14 protein-coding genes are annotated in these 12,988 nt (G+C 63.1%); 8 read left to right on the top strand and 6 right to left on the bottom strand.

Going from position 1 to position 12,988, the window contains the following annotated elements; genetic code table 11:
- The 8 genes from I2H36_RS01680 (at position 1) to greA (ending at position 7,373) form a co-directional block, all read left to right on the top strand.
- Positions 1 to 915: an SMP-30/gluconolactonase/LRE family protein gene (locus tag I2H36_RS01680; RefSeq protein ID WP_196262150.1), complete on the top strand. Its 915-nt coding sequence runs from the start codon at positions 1 to 3 to the stop codon at positions 913 to 915.
- 55 nt (positions 916 to 970) lie between these two features.
- Positions 971 to 1,906 carry a DMT family transporter gene (locus tag I2H36_RS01675; RefSeq protein ID WP_196262149.1) on the top strand — a complete coding sequence of 312 codons (936 nt, stop codon included), beginning with the start codon at positions 971 to 973 and terminating at the stop codon, positions 1,904 to 1,906.
- 107 nt (positions 1,907 to 2,013) lie between these two features.
- Positions 2,014 to 3,204, top strand: a complete 1,191-nt coding sequence (locus I2H36_RS01670) for a substrate-binding domain-containing protein (RefSeq protein WP_196262148.1) — start codon at positions 2,014 to 2,016, stop codon at positions 3,202 to 3,204.
- Between the two features lie 9 nt (positions 3,205 to 3,213).
- Entirely contained in the window at positions 3,214 to 3,993 is a 780-nt protein-coding gene (locus I2H36_RS01665) for an ATP-binding cassette domain-containing protein (RefSeq protein WP_196262147.1), read from the top strand.
- Positions 3,986 to 4,711: an ATP-binding cassette domain-containing protein gene (locus I2H36_RS01660; RefSeq protein WP_196262146.1), complete on the top strand. Its 726-nt coding sequence runs from the start codon at positions 3,986 to 3,988 to the stop codon at positions 4,709 to 4,711. Before I2H36_RS01665 ends, I2H36_RS01660 begins: the two co-directional genes overlap by 8 nt.
- On the top strand, positions 4,708 to 5,730 hold the full coding sequence (locus tag I2H36_RS01655; RefSeq protein WP_196262145.1) for a branched-chain amino acid ABC transporter permease: 1,023 nt from the start codon (positions 4,708 to 4,710) through the stop codon (positions 5,728 to 5,730). Before I2H36_RS01660 ends, I2H36_RS01655 begins: the two co-directional genes overlap by 4 nt.
- On the top strand, positions 5,727 to 6,845 hold the full coding sequence (locus I2H36_RS01650; protein ID WP_246718594.1) for a branched-chain amino acid ABC transporter permease: 1,119 nt from the start codon (positions 5,727 to 5,729) through the stop codon (positions 6,843 to 6,845). Before I2H36_RS01655 ends, I2H36_RS01650 begins: the two co-directional genes overlap by 4 nt.
- Before the next feature lie 60 nt (positions 6,846 to 6,905).
- Positions 6,906 to 7,373 (top strand): transcription elongation factor GreA, encoded by a 468-nt coding sequence (gene greA / locus I2H36_RS01645; RefSeq protein WP_196262144.1) that lies wholly within the window; start codon positions 6,906 to 6,908, stop codon positions 7,371 to 7,373.
- 14 nt (positions 7,374 to 7,387) lie between these two features.
- On the opposite strand, the gene I2H36_RS01640 is transcribed toward greA, so the two are convergent.
- From I2H36_RS01640 to I2H36_RS01615, 6 genes are all read right to left on the bottom strand, one after another.
- Positions 7,388 to 9,124 carry a mechanosensitive ion channel family protein gene (locus I2H36_RS01640; protein WP_196262143.1) on the bottom strand — a complete coding sequence of 579 codons (1,737 nt, stop codon included), beginning with the start codon at positions 9,122 to 9,124 and terminating at the stop codon, positions 7,388 to 7,390.
- A 101-nt stretch (positions 9,125 to 9,225) separates the two neighbouring features.
- A complete protein-coding gene (locus I2H36_RS01635) occupies positions 9,226 to 9,675 on the bottom strand; it encodes a RidA family protein (RefSeq protein WP_196262142.1) in 450 nt (149 codons plus the stop codon).
- Complete coding sequence (locus tag I2H36_RS01630; RefSeq protein WP_196262141.1) at positions 9,672 to 10,874, bottom strand: acyl-CoA dehydrogenase family protein; 1,203 nt, start codon at positions 10,872 to 10,874, stop codon at positions 9,672 to 9,674. The genes I2H36_RS01635 and I2H36_RS01630 overlap by 4 nt, the downstream gene beginning before the upstream one ends.
- Before the next feature lies 1 nt (position 10,875).
- Positions 10,876 to 11,709 (bottom strand): enoyl-CoA hydratase family protein, encoded by an 834-nt coding sequence (locus tag I2H36_RS01625; RefSeq protein WP_210330926.1) that lies wholly within the window; start codon positions 11,707 to 11,709, stop codon positions 10,876 to 10,878.
- Between the two features lie 2 nt (positions 11,710 to 11,711).
- Positions 11,712 to 12,218 carry a MarR family winged helix-turn-helix transcriptional regulator gene (locus I2H36_RS01620; protein ID WP_196262139.1) on the bottom strand — a complete coding sequence of 169 codons (507 nt, stop codon included), beginning with the start codon at positions 12,216 to 12,218 and terminating at the stop codon, positions 11,712 to 11,714.
- Between the two features lie 2 nt (positions 12,219 to 12,220).
- Positions 12,221 to 12,988, bottom strand: a complete 768-nt coding sequence (locus tag I2H36_RS01615; RefSeq protein ID WP_210330886.1) for an SDR family NAD(P)-dependent oxidoreductase — start codon at positions 12,986 to 12,988, stop codon at positions 12,221 to 12,223.

Below are 12,988 nucleotides of genomic sequence, written 5' to 3'. Positions count from 1 at the left end.
ATGTTTCGGGATGTCGCCGTCGTCCTCGATGATCGCTTCCAGCGCCTGCACATCGGATCCGCACGCCTGGAGAAGCTGGCGGAGGGATGCCGCTGGGCGGAAGGTCCGGCTTATTTCCCGGCCGGCCGCTACCTGATCTGGAGCGACGTGCCCAATGACCGGATGATGCGTTTCGACGAGACATCGGGCACTGTTAGTGTCTTTCGCCATTCATCGGGCTATTCCAACGGCAACACCGTCGACCGACAAGGGCGGCTCGTCACCTGCGAGCACGGCAACCGGCGCGTGACCCGCACCGAGCACGATGGCTCGATCACGGTGCTCGCCAGCCATCACCAGGGCAAGCGCTTCAACAGCCCCAACGACGTGGTGGTGAAGTCCGACGGCTCGATCTGGTTCACTGATCCGGCCTATGGAATCGACTCGGACTACGAAGGGCACAAGGCGGAAAGCGAGATCGGCGCCTGCCATGTGTATCGCATCGATCCGTACACGGGCGATGTCCGCAGCGTCGCCGATGATTTCGTGCGCCCCAACGGGATTGCCTTCTCGCCCGACGAGCGGCGCCTCTATGTGGCCGATACCGGCGCCACCCATGTGAAGGATGGCCCCCGCCATATTCGGGTCTTCGATGTGGACGACCAAGGAGGCCTCTCGGGCGGCAATGTCTTCGCCACCTGCACGCAAGGCCTGTTCGACGGCTTCAGGCTGGATGAGGCCGGGCGGATCTGGACGAGCGCCGGGGACGGCGTGCACTGCTACGAAAACGACGGCACGCTGATTGGCAAAATTCTTGTGCCCGAAGCGGTGGCAAACGTCGTCTTCGGCGGTCTGAAGCGCAACCGGCTCTACATCTGCGCCACGACGTCGCTTTATTCCATTATGCTGCCCGTGAACGGGGCGAAAACCTTTTGAAAGTTACAGGCGCGGAGCTTGTGAATTAAGGCCGCTTCGCTCATGAATGCGGCCCATGTCTCATTCCGGTTCCTCCCCCGCCCACAAGGTTCGGTCAGGCGTCCTCGTCGGCATCGGCCTCATGCTGCTCGGCGTCTTCATGTTCGCCATGAACGACGTCATGGGAAAGTGGCTCGTCGCCACCTATTCCGTCGGCCAGGTCCTGCTCCTGCGCAGCGTCGCGGCCCTCATGGTTCTCCTTCCGCTCATGCGCCGGCAGAAGGTTCCGTTCGAGATCCCGCCGCAGCCGGGGCTGCACGCACTGCGCATCACCCTCTCGACCCTGGAGGTCGCCTGCTTCTACTGGGCGGTCACCTATTTGCCGCTCGCGGACGTGATGACCTATTACCTGGCCGGGCCGATCTATGTGGCGGCGTTTGCGGCCTTCTGGCTCGGCGAGAAGATCGACAAGCCGCGCATGCTCGTCATCGCCTGCGGCTTCGTCGGCGTGCTGATCGCCCTGCGCCCGTCGAGCGCCACCCTGTCCTTGCCCGCGCTCATCGCGCTCGCGGGAAGTCTCTTCTACTCGCTTCTCATGATCACGACCCGCAAGCTGCGGGACACCCACGATGCCACCCTGGTGCTCGGCCAGATCCTCGGAGCCCTGATTTTCGGCCTCGTCGCGGCGCCGCTCGACTGGGTGACGCCCGGCCCGCTCGATCTCGCCGGCCTCTTCCTGCTCGGTATCGTGTCCATGGCGGCGCATGTCTGCGTGAACCGGTCCTTGAAGATTGCGCCGGCATCCGTCGTCGCCCCTTATCAGTACACACTTATCGTCTGGGCGATCGTGCTCGGCTACATCTTCTTCGGCGATGTCGTGGGGTTCTGGACGCTCGTGGGTGCAGCGGTGATCTGCGGCGCAGGACTGGTTCTTCTGCTGCTTGAGCGCGAGGCGGCCCGGCGCGGGCGCGAGGCCAAGGACATCGAGACGCCGGTTCTGCCGGAAGCTTGAGCCAGGGCTGTTCCATCATCCTTTCTGACTAGGGACGGCGCGGGACCAGCGCTTGACAGGCTGCACCGCAAAGCCGTCAATGGCGCAATAACAGAACGGGGAGACCGATGCGCCTGGGACTCAAAATCGCTGCCGCTACGGCAGGAATTTTCTTTGCATCTTCAGCCTTTGCTCAAGACATCAAGATCGCGTTGATCGCCGGTAAGACCGGTCCGCTGGAGGCCTACGCCAAGCAGACCGAAGCCGGCTTCATGATGGGCCTCGAGTACCTGACCAAGGGCACGATGGCCATCAACGGCCGCAAGATCAACGTGATCGTCAAGGACGATCAGCTCAAGGCGGATCTCGCCAAGACCCTGCTGGAGCAGTCCTACAACGATGACAAGGTTGACCTCGCGGTCGGCACCACCTCGTCAGCCGCAGCTCTCGCCATGCTCCCCGTCGCCGAGGAGAACGGCAAGGTTCTGATCGTGGAGCCCGCCGTGGCAGATGCGATCACCGGCGAGAAATGGAACCGCTTCATCTTCCGTACCGCCCGCAACTCGACGCAGGACGCCTATGGCGCGGCGGCAGCCGTTCCGACCAGCGGCGATGTCTCCATCGCGACGCTCGCGCAGGATTATGCCTTCGGCAAGGACGGCGTTGCGGCGCTCAAGAACGCGCTCGCTCAGATCCGTCCGAACGCGAAGGTCGTGTTCGAGGAATATGCTCCGCAGAACGCCACCGACTTCACCGCTTCAGCTCAGCGCATCTTCGACGCACTGAAGGACAAGCCGGGCAAGAAGATCATCAACATCATCTGGGCCGGCCAGCATCCGCTGCCGAAGATCGCCGACCTGAAGCCTGAGCGCTTCGGCATCGAGATCGCGCCCGGCGGCAACATCCTGCCGGCCATGCAGATCTATAAGAACTACCCCGGCATGGAAGGCGCAGTGTATTACTACTACGCGTTCCCGAAGAATGCGATGAACGACTGGCTTGTGGCCGAGCACCAGAAGCGCTTCAACGCGCCGCCGGACTTCTTCACCGCGGGCGGCTTCGCTGCGGCCTCCGCTGCCGTCACGGCCATCCAGAAGGCCGGCGGTACCGACACCGAGAAGCTGATCGCGGCCATGGAGGGCATGACCTTCGAGACGCCGAAGGGTCCGATGACCTTCCGCAAGGAAGATCACCAGGCCATGCAGGAGATGTATCACTTCAAGGTTAAGGCCAACGGCAAGGACGCGAACGACCTGCTCGATCTCGTAGCCACCATCCCGGCCGACAAGATGCCGGTCCCGGTTCGGAACAAGCGCTAAAACAGACCAGTGACCACATCCGCAACAACGACGCCCGCGCTTGAAACGCGCGGGCTTACGATTCGCTTCGGCGGCCATGTGGCCGTCAACGACGTGTCGTGCCGCTTCACCGCCGGCACGCTCACGGCCATTGTCGGCCCCAACGGCGCCGGCAAGACCACCTATTTCAACCTGATCTCTGGCCAGCTGCGCGCCACATCGGGTCAGGTGATCGTCGGCGGCGAGGACATCACAGGCCTTGCGCCCTCGGCTCGCACCAAGCGCGGGCTCGGACGCGCCTTCCAGCTTACCAATCTTTTTCCGCAGCTCACCGCACTCGAGAATGTGCGCCTGGCCGTGCAGAGCCGTGCCGATGCGGGCTGGTCGCTGCTCAAGGTGTGGAACACCCGCCGCGATCTGATCGAGCAGGCAGAAGCTGTTCTGGAGCGGGTGCGTTTGGCCGACAAGCGCCACGTCGCGCCGAAAGCGCTCTCGCACGGGGACCAGCGCAAGCTCGAGGTTGCTCTTCTCATCGCCATGGAGCCCAAGGTCTTCATGTTCGACGAGCCAACGGCCGGCATGAGCGTGGACGAGGTGCCGACCGTGCTCGAACTGATCAACGACATCAGGCAGCGCGGGGACGCGACCGTGCTCCTCGTCGAACACAAGATGGACGTGGTGCGCTCGCTCTCCGACCGCATCATCGTGCTGCACAACGGCGCCCTCGTGGCTGACGGCGATCCCGCCGAGGTCATCGCCTCGCCGGTGGTGCAGGAAGCCTATCTCGGCGTGGAGGTCGCCCGTGACTGAGCCTCTGCTGCAGCTTTCCGGCGTGCACACGCATATCGGCCCCTATCACATTCTCCACGGGGTGGATTTCGCCGTTCCGGCCGGCGAACTGACCATGCTGCTCGGCCGCAACGGCGCCGGCAAGACCACGACCCTGCGCACCATCATGGGCCTGTGGCAGGCCTCCTCGGGCAACATCCGCTTCGATGGCAGCGATATCACCACCCGGTCGACGCCGGACATCGCCCGCGCGGGCATTGCCTATGTGCCGGAATCCATGGGCATCTTCACCGACCTGACAGTGCGCGAGAACATCGTGCTCGCCGCCCGCAGTGGCCCGGTCGATAAAAGCCGCCTCGATTGGCTCCTCGGGTTGTTTCCTGCCCTCAAGCGCTTCTGGAACCTGCCCGCCGGCAATCTGTCTGGGGGGCAAAAGCAGATGCTGGCGATCGCCCGTGCTATTTCAGAACCTCGCCGCCTGCTGCTCATCGACGAGCCCACCAAGGGCCTCGCTCCCGTGATGGTGCGCAGCATGATCGAGGCCTTCAAATCGCTGAAAGCTTCAGGCGAGACGATCCTGCTCGTGGAACAGAATTTCTATGCAGCCTCGGCGCTCGGCGACAATGTGGTCGTGATGGATGATGGACGCATCGTGCATTCCGGGGCCATGAGCGACCTCGTGGCGGACAAGGACATGCAGCAGCGCCTGCTCGGCCTCTCTCTGGATGCCCACCAATGAGTGACATGGCTGCCCAACCCTCGGCTCCGGCCGAACTCCCCCGCACCAAGACCGACTGGCTGCCTCTGCTGCTCGTTCCGGCTCTCGCCCTTCTGGCGCTGCCCTTCGTCGGCAATCCTTCGACCTGGGTGACGCTCACGGTGGCAGGGCTCGCCATGGGCATGATGATCTTCCTGATGGCCTCGGGGCTCACCCTTGTGTTCGGCCTCATGGACATCATCAATTTCGGGCACGGGGTCTTCATCTCGCTCGGCGCCTACGCGACCCTTCTCGTTCTGAGTCCCCTGGCCGGCTGGGCCTTGTCGGATTCCATCGGGCTGAACCTGGCTCTCCTGGGGTTGTGCATCCTGGTCGCCATGACTGTGACGGCCCTCGCCGGAGCCGTGTTCGAGCGCGTGATCGTGCGTCCGGTCTATGGCAGCCATCTCAAGCAGATCCTCGTCACCATGGGCGGCCTGATCGTCACCGAGCAGCTCATCCACGCCATCTGGGGCGCCTCGCCCATCCCGATCCCGCTGCCGCAATCCCTGCGCGGCGCCTTCGTGCTGGGCGACATCGTCATGGAGCGATACCGGGTCATCGCGGTCGTGATCGGGCTCGTGGTGTTTCTCGGTATGCAGCTGATCCTCAACCGCACCCGGATCGGCCTGCTCATCCGCGCCGGTGTCGAGAACCCGGAGATGGTCGAGGCTTTGGGCTACCGCATCCGCCGCCTCTTCGTCAGCGTCTTCATCGCCGGTTCGGCCCTTGCCGGTCTCGGCGGCGTCATGTGGGCTTTCTACCGCCAGACGCTCACCGCCGGCATGGGTATGGAAGTGATGGTGCTGGTGTTCATCGTCATCATCATCGGCGGTCTCGGCTCCGTCGGCGGCTGCTTCGTGGGCTCCATCCTCGTGGCGCTCGTTGCCAACTATGTCGGCTTCATCGAACCGAAGCTGGCGCTGATCTCCAACATCCTCGTCATGGCCCTCGTCCTCATCTGGCGTCCTCAGGGCCTGTTTCCGGTAGCACGCCGATGAGCACCTCTCCCGCCCTCCCTCTGGCCTTCGACGAGACCCGCCGGCGCGGCGGGATCCTGACCGGGCTCCTGTCCTCCGACCTGCCCCGCTCGCGGGCGCTGAGCCTCATCCTGCTTGCCATCTTCGTTCTTCTGGCCGCGACCCCGTTCCTGTTCTCCGGCAGCCAGCCCGTGGGCACGGCGGCGAAGATCTGCGTGTTCATCGTTCTGGTCGCGAGCTACGACCTGCTGCTCGGCTATTCCGGCATCGTCTCATTCGCCCACACCATGTTCTTCGGCATCGGAGGCTATGGCATCGCCATCGCGCTGGAGCGCGTCAGCCCCACCTGGGGTTCGGTCGCCATCGGCCTGGCATCAGCCCTCGCCCTATCAGCCGTATTGGCAATTGCCATCGGTCTGCTGTCACTTCGGGTGCGCGCCATCTTCTTCTCGATGATCACCCTGGCGGTCGCCTCCGCGGCGGCCGTTCTGGCCTCCCAGTTGTCCGACATCACCGGCGGCGAGGACGGCCTGTCGTTCCAGCTGCCGCCGGCCCTTCGCCCGGCCTTCCGGCTTTTCTCTGAGCCGGTCTTCGGCACCATGATCAACGGACGGCTGCTCGCCTATTATCTGGTCTTCGTCGTCTCGCTCATCGTTTTCCTGCTCCTGCTGCGCATCGTGAACTCGCCCTTCGGCCGCGTGCTCCAGGCGATCCGCGAGAACGAGTTCCGGGCGGAGGCCCTGGGCTACCGGGTCGTGGCCTACCGCACGGTCGCTTCCGTCATCTCGGCACTAGCCGCGACGATCGCCGGCGCGCTGATGGCTTTGTGGCTGCGCTATAACGGGCCGGACACCACCCTGTCCTTCGCGATCATGATCGACATCCTGCTCATGGTCGTAATCGGCGGCATGGGCACCATGTACGGGGCCGTCATCGGGGCGGCCGTGTTCGTGCTGGCCCAGAGTTACCTGCAGGTGCTCATGGGTGCCGGAAGCGCTGCACTCGCGGGAATCCCGCTCCTGCCCAACCTCATTCATCCGGATCGCTGGCTGCTGTGGCTCGGTGCTCTATTCATCATCAGCGTCTATGCCTTTCCTGGCGGAATCGTCGGCCGCCTGAGGCAAGGCAAGCCCTAAAGGCCAAGCAGGGAAACTTAGCCGGTTTCGGACGTTCTCCTCCCAGGCGGAGGAAACGCCATGAGTCGTGCCTTTGTTCGTGAAGCCGAAGGCGGAGAAGCCTTCGAGGACCTGCCTGACCGGTCGATCAGCCCCCACCATCTCGTCACGCCGGCGGGTCTGGCCCGCATGGACGCTGAAATCGAGTCGCTTGAGAAGCGCCTAAGAGACGCCCAGGTCAGGGATGATAAGGCCGAGGTCGCCCGCCTCTCCCGCGATCTGCGCTACTGGTCCGCCCGCAGGGTCTCGGCCGAGGTGGTCCCTCCGCCCACCGACACGTCCCATGTTCGCTTCGGAGCCGAAGTCACTTTCGAGCGCGAGGATGGACGGCGGCAGACCTACCGCATCGTCGGCGAGGATGAGGCCGATCCGGCGAAAGGCAGCCTCTCCTACGTCTCTCCCCTGGCTCAGGCCCTTATGGGCAAGGAGGTCGGGGATACCATCACCGTCGGGCAAGGTCAGGCCGAGATCGTCTCGATCACTACCTGAGATTTAATCCTCGTTCATGCCGGATCCTTGAGCGGCACCACATTGCCCGCCGCACCAGGGGCAGCCTCGTCGGCAGATGCAGAAGCCAGGAGCTTGTCCCGCAGCATGAGATCGAGCTCCTGCTGGATCTCAAGGAACTCGCTCCATCTTGAGGTCGTGATCAGGGCGCAGATCTCGACCTTCGGCTTCTCCTCATGCCCTTCCCGCAACCTCACCTGCACGGAACCGCGTTCAATCCTCGGGTGCTCCGCTACAAGGGCGGCCATGGCTTCGATCTCGTGGCGGATCGCAGTGGTTTTCGTAGCGGTCAACCCAAGGACTCGGTCGTATGGCATCCTGTCCCGGTTGGTCAGGTTGATGATGTTCATGTTCACGAAGGTTGCGTTCGGGATCGTGATCAGGGTCCGGTCGAGCCCCCTGATCCGGGTCGAGCGGATCCCGATCTCCTCGACCCGGCCTTCGAGTTTGTCGAACCGGCAGAGATCGCCGACCCGGACAGGCCGGTCCGCATAGAGGATCAAGCCGCCGATGAAGTTCTCCAGGGTCGGCTTGGCCGCAAGCGCAACCGCCAGACCGCCGACCCCCAGGCCTGCCAGGAGGCCAGCCAGCGGAATGCCCAGATGAGAGGCGCCATAGATGAGAAGTGATATGGCGACGGCAAGGCCGCCAATGCGAATGGCAGCTCGTGCCAGATGAGCGTCAATACTCTTGGTCGCAGACAGATAGAGCCTTCCGGCAACGGCGTTGGAGAAGGCAATGACGGCCCAGATCATGGCGATATAGGCGATGCCTTCGGCAACCTGCTCCACAACGTCGTTAACTTGGCCTGTCAGGTTGATCTGGTTGTCGCTCATGTAGCGCACAAACAAAGCAGCCACTGCGACCGCGCCGGGCACAATCACATCCGACAGGACCTGCACCGTTCCGCTCTGAGAGGAGGCGGCATTGCGTGCCAGGGAGCGCACTCGCACGACCGCCCCAGTGGCGAGGCCTGCCACGAGAAAGAACGCGATCCATTGCCAGACCGCCTGCCCCTCGATCTCCACCTTCAGGGATGCCGGAAGGGCTTCGATCACGCTGAACCATTTCGGCGGCAGCAGATGGCCAGGAGACTGACTGAAGAAATTGTAGAAATCGGTCTCCGCGCCGCTCAGATTGGGTTGGTTGCGGATAGCCTGATAGATGCTCTCAAGCCGCAGGACCGTTCCACTCGAGAACAGATACTCTCCCGCTCTTGGCCCCTCAGGGATGCGCACGATCCGAAGGTCCGTACCGGGTACATTCCAGCTTGCCGGCGTCTTCGTCGCGACCTCGTTGTCACCCGGGATGACACTTAAGTCCGGCAACGGGATACGGTCGAGAATCTCTTTCAGGAGAATGACGGACTCAAGCCGCCGATGCTCCAGTTCGACCGGGGGAATCTCCCGCAGATCAAGAGTTTGGGCGGCTCTGGCCAGTAGAGCATCGGCCTCTGCGGCCTTTCGGGTGACGCGTTCACTCAAGAACAAGCCAGGCTCGGACCGGCTCTCCCGATAAGCCCCCATGAGCAGAGCCGTCGCACGAGATGCGTCGACGCGGAAGCCCTCCAGTGTCCTCCGGGGGCTCGAGGTCTGAGCCGGAGAGAGAAAGACGAGCCCTCCGAGTGCCTGCTGCGTCCCGAGAACCTGCAAGGCCATGAACAGGGCCACTAGAATTGCGCCGATCAGCGGGACTGCCATCTCGCGCAGGGCTTGTCGCAAGGAGCCGATCATTGCGCTTTCCTGGCCATGGGGATCCAAGGCCCGCCATCCTAGTCCAATAGGCAGGATCTTCCAACCGGCTGCAGGACCTCACTCCTCCCTAAGGACGGAAGTCAGGTTGCTGTCCGACGTGGCACGATCGCGGTTGCCTCGATCTCGATGCGAGCAACCTTTTCCACGAGACGCACGACCTGGACGAGCGCCATCGCCGGATAATGGGTGCCGAACACATCGCGATAGGCGCGACCGAGTTCGCGCAGATTCGTAAGGTATTCATCGATGTCGACGACATACCAGGTCAGCCGCACCAGATGCCGGGGCTCAGCCCCTCCCTCCGCCAGGATCGCCCGGATATTCTCGAAGATCTGACGCGCCTGAGCCACGAAGCCATCGGCGAAAGCATAGGTCTCATCCCACCCGACAATGCCGCCAGTGACCACGATCCTGCCCTCCGCCATCATGCCGTTGGCATAGCCCTTCGGCGTCGGCCAGTGCTTCGGGTTGAGAACTTCGGGACCATCATCGGTGGCGGGCAAGGGAGCCCCTCCAACAGCGGCTGTCATCGGCATCCTCCCTCTCGATGCTTGGATTGCTGTGCGTGCATCTTCAGGAGCTCCCGTGCAATCACGATCTTCTGCACTTCGGTCGCTCCCTCGTAGATTCTTAAAGCCCTGATCTCGCGATAGAGCTCCTCGACCTTCACACCCTTGGTCACGCCAAGGCCACCGAAGATTTGGACCGCCCGGTCGATCACGCGCTGCGCCTCTTCCGTGGCATGCATCTTCGCCATGGCAGCCTCGCGGGTGACGCGCTCCGCACCCTGATCTTTGGTCCATGCTGCGCGGTAGACCAACAGTCCAGCGGTATCGACCCCGGTTGCCATGTCGGCCAGGGAGGCTTGCGTCAATTGAAGCTCGCCCAAGGGAGCCCCGAAGAGCTTGCGGGAGGAAGCGTGCTGCAGCGCCTCGTCGAGTGCGCGGCGGGCTAGGCCAAGGGCCGCGGCTCCCACCGTCGAGCGGAAGACATCGAGAGTCGCCATGGCCACCTTGAACCCCTCACCTGGCCCTCCGACGCGCTGCGAGAGCGGCACCCGGCAGCCTTCGAACCGAAGGGTTGCTAAGGGATGGGGCGCAATGACATCGATCCGGTTCTCGACCGTCAGCCCTGGCGTCTGCGCATCGACCATATAGGCCGACAGACCCTTCGCCCCAGGAGCCTCGCCGGACCGCGCGAACACCACGTAGTGATCGGCGATACCGCCATTCGAAATCCATGTCTTCACGCCATCGAGGTGCACATGATCAGGCCCATCTGGGGTCGCCGTCGTGCTCATGGCGGCGACATCCGAACCTGCCTCCGGTTCCGACAGCGCGAAGGCCGCAATGGCTTCGCCGCGGGCGACCGGCGGCAGGTATTTTTCCTTCAGAGCTTCGGATCCGAACAGGGTGATCGGACCCGTGCCCAGTCCCTGCATGGCGAAGGCAAAATCCGCCAAACCGTCCTGATAGGCCAGTGTCTCGCGAGCAAGGCACAGGGTGCGAACGTCGAATGTCGGTGATAGGCCGCCATTGGCCTGCGGCACGACGGCCTTGAGCCATCCGCCTTCGCCGAGGCGGCGGACGAGATGGCGGCAGGATTCGTCAACGTCATGGTGATCAATAAGAGGGTGGATTTCCCGTGCAGCCCAGTCGCGCAAACCCTCGGCAAATTGCCGATGGTGGGCCTCAAAGAAAGGCCAGGAGAGAAAGCTCGTATCGACCACGTCAATCTCCCTTGAAGACCGGCTTTTCCTTGGCCGCGAAGGCGCGATAGGCCCGGGCGAAATCCTCGGTCGTCATACACAGCGCCTGCGCCACGGCCTCAGCCTCGATGGCTTCCTCGACCGACATCGCCCATTCCATGGCGAGCATGCGCTTTGTCATCGTGTTGGCATAGGTCGGTCCGGTGCCGATCATCCGAGCAAGGTTATAGGACTCGCCCAGCAGCTCGCCGGTATCGACGATGCGACTGAAAAAGCCCCAGCGCTCGCCTTCCTCGGCACTCATGAAGCGGCCCGTGTAAAGCAGCTCTGAGGCCCGTCCCTGACCGATGATCCGGGGAAGAATCGCGCAGGCGCCCATATCGCAGCCTGCGAGACCCACCTTGTTGAACAAGAATGCTACCTTCGCACCAGGGGCGGCAAGACGGATATCCGACGCCATTGCGACGATGGCGCCCGCGCCCGCGCAGATGCCCTCCACGGCTGCAATGATCGGCTGAGGCGCAGCCCGCATGGCCTTCACCAGTTCTCCGGTCATGCGCGTGAAGGCGGTGAGGCGTTTCGTGTCCATCTCGACGAGCGGGCCGATGATCTCGAAAACATCGCCGCCCGACGAGAAATTTCCGCCAGCGCCTGCCATGACAATAGTTTTGACGTCCTCGTCCTTCGCACAGGCATGGAAGAAATCCGCCAGCTCGCGATAGCTCTCGAAGGTGAGGGGGTTCTTCTTCTCCGGGCGATTGAGCGTGACCGTCGCAACGGGTCCGTCGACTGTGAGGAGAAAATGGCGCGGCTGATAAGTTGCGAGCGGTAGCGTGACGGAATTGGCAACCTGCATCACTAGCCTTCTCCTTGGATGGCGCGCCGCGCCGACAGCTTGGTTTTACCAAGAAGCCGCATGAGCTCGCCGCGATCCCTCTCTGTCAGATCGCCGAACAGATCGGCGATCCAGTGCTCATGTTTGGTGGCCATGGCGCGAAACTCAGCGCGGCCACTTTCCGTCAGGCTGATCACCGAGGCCCTGCGGTCCGTCGGAGAAGCCGTGCGTACGACATGGCCGGATGTGACAAGCCGGTCGACGAGCCCGGTGAGATTGCCATTCGAGACCATCATGCGTTTCGAGAGATCGGACAAGGTCATGCCGCCTGGCGCCTTGTCGAGCTGCGCCATCAGGTCGAAACGCGGCAAGGTGACACCGAACTGTTCGCGCAGGCGGCTACGCACCTCTCCCTCGATGAGGGTGGTGCAGGTGAGAAGGCGCAGCCAGAGGCGCAGTTCCTCCCGGTGATCGTCCGGCATCTCGACAGCCTTGGTTTCGGCATCGAGCGGAATCGCCTGATCGTCCATCTTTAGATTTCTCCCCCGGCCACCACGATGGCCTGTCCTGTGACGGACCGTGCTTCCTCGCTGCAGAGCCAGAGCGCTGCACCGGCCACCTCCGTTGGGTCGATCAATCTGCCCTGAGGGTTATGCTTCACGAACTCTCCCAAGGCTTCTTCCCGGGTCCTGCCCGTCTTTGCCATGATAGTCCCGAGGCTCTCTGCCACGAGATCGGTATCGGCAAAACCCGGACAGATGGCATTGACGGTCACGCCGGTTCTGGCTGTCTCAAGCGCCAGGGCGCGAACGAAGCCGATGACCGCATGCTTGGCGGCACAATAGGCGCTCACATAAGGATAACCTTTCAGACCCGCCGTCGAAGCAACGGCAACGATGCGCCCGAAACCTCGCTTCGTCATGGAATCCAGCACTGCATGAGCCATGTTCGTGACGCCCAGCAGATTCACGTCGAGCATCTGCCGAAAAACATCAGGGCCGGATTTCATGAAGGGCGCGGAAACCGCCCCTCCGGCATTGGCGATCATCAGGTCGACCGGCCCATAACGAGAAACCGATTCCTGCACGGCGGCCCCTACTCTCTGGGCATCCGAGACATCCGCCACGGCAGCAGCGTGGGCATCGCCCTGCATGATGGCCTGCTCGAGCGTCGCGGGGTTGCGCCCGACAATGGTCACCGTCGCCCCCGCCTTGACGAGCGAAGCTGCGATGGCCCGGCCGATCCCGCGGCCACCGCCCGTAACCAGTGCATGCCGGCCCTTGAGAGTTGTCATGATCAT

It is taken from the genome of Microvirga terrestris (assembly GCF_015694425.1).
In the GTDB taxonomy this organism is placed as follows: Bacteria; Pseudomonadota; Alphaproteobacteria; order Rhizobiales; family Beijerinckiaceae; genus Microvirga; species Microvirga terrestris.
This window is presented reverse-complemented; position numbering and strand designations above follow the sequence as displayed.

Excerpts from the sequence above, each read along its gene's own strand:
- I2H36_RS01655 (WP_196262145.1), top strand. The coding sequence starts at position 4,708 with ATGAGTGACATGGCTGCCCAACCCTCGGCTCCGGCCGAACTCCCCCGC.
- I2H36_RS01675 (WP_196262149.1), top strand. The coding sequence starts at position 971 with ATGTCTCATTCCGGTTCCTCCCCCGCCCACAAGGTTCGGTCAGGCGTC.
- I2H36_RS01680 (WP_196262150.1), top strand. The coding sequence starts at position 1 with ATGTTTCGGGATGTCGCCGTCGTCCTCGATGATCGCTTCCAGCGCCTG.
- I2H36_RS01640 (WP_196262143.1), bottom strand. The coding sequence starts at position 9,124 with ATGATCGGCTCCTTGCGACAAGCCCTGCGCGAGATGGCAGTCCCGCTG.
- I2H36_RS01635 (WP_196262142.1), bottom strand. The coding sequence starts at position 9,675 with ATGACAGCCGCTGTTGGAGGGGCTCCCTTGCCCGCCACCGATGATGGT.
- I2H36_RS01670 (WP_196262148.1), top strand. The coding sequence starts at position 2,014 with ATGCGCCTGGGACTCAAAATCGCTGCCGCTACGGCAGGAATTTTCTTT.
- greA (WP_196262144.1), top strand. The coding sequence starts at position 6,906 with ATGAGTCGTGCCTTTGTTCGTGAAGCCGAAGGCGGAGAAGCCTTCGAG.
- I2H36_RS01625 (WP_210330926.1), bottom strand. The coding sequence starts at position 11,709 with ATGCAGGTTGCCAATTCCGTCACGCTACCGCTCGCAACTTATCAGCCG.
- I2H36_RS01650 (WP_246718594.1), top strand. The coding sequence starts at position 5,727 with ATGAGCACCTCTCCCGCCCTCCCTCTGGCCTTCGACGAGACCCGCCGG.
- I2H36_RS01615 (WP_210330886.1), bottom strand. The coding sequence starts at position 12,988 with ATGATCATGACAACTCTCAAGGGCCGGCATGCACTGGTTACGGGCGGT.
- I2H36_RS01620 (WP_196262139.1), bottom strand. The coding sequence starts at position 12,218 with ATGGACGATCAGGCGATTCCGCTCGATGCCGAAACCAAGGCTGTCGAG.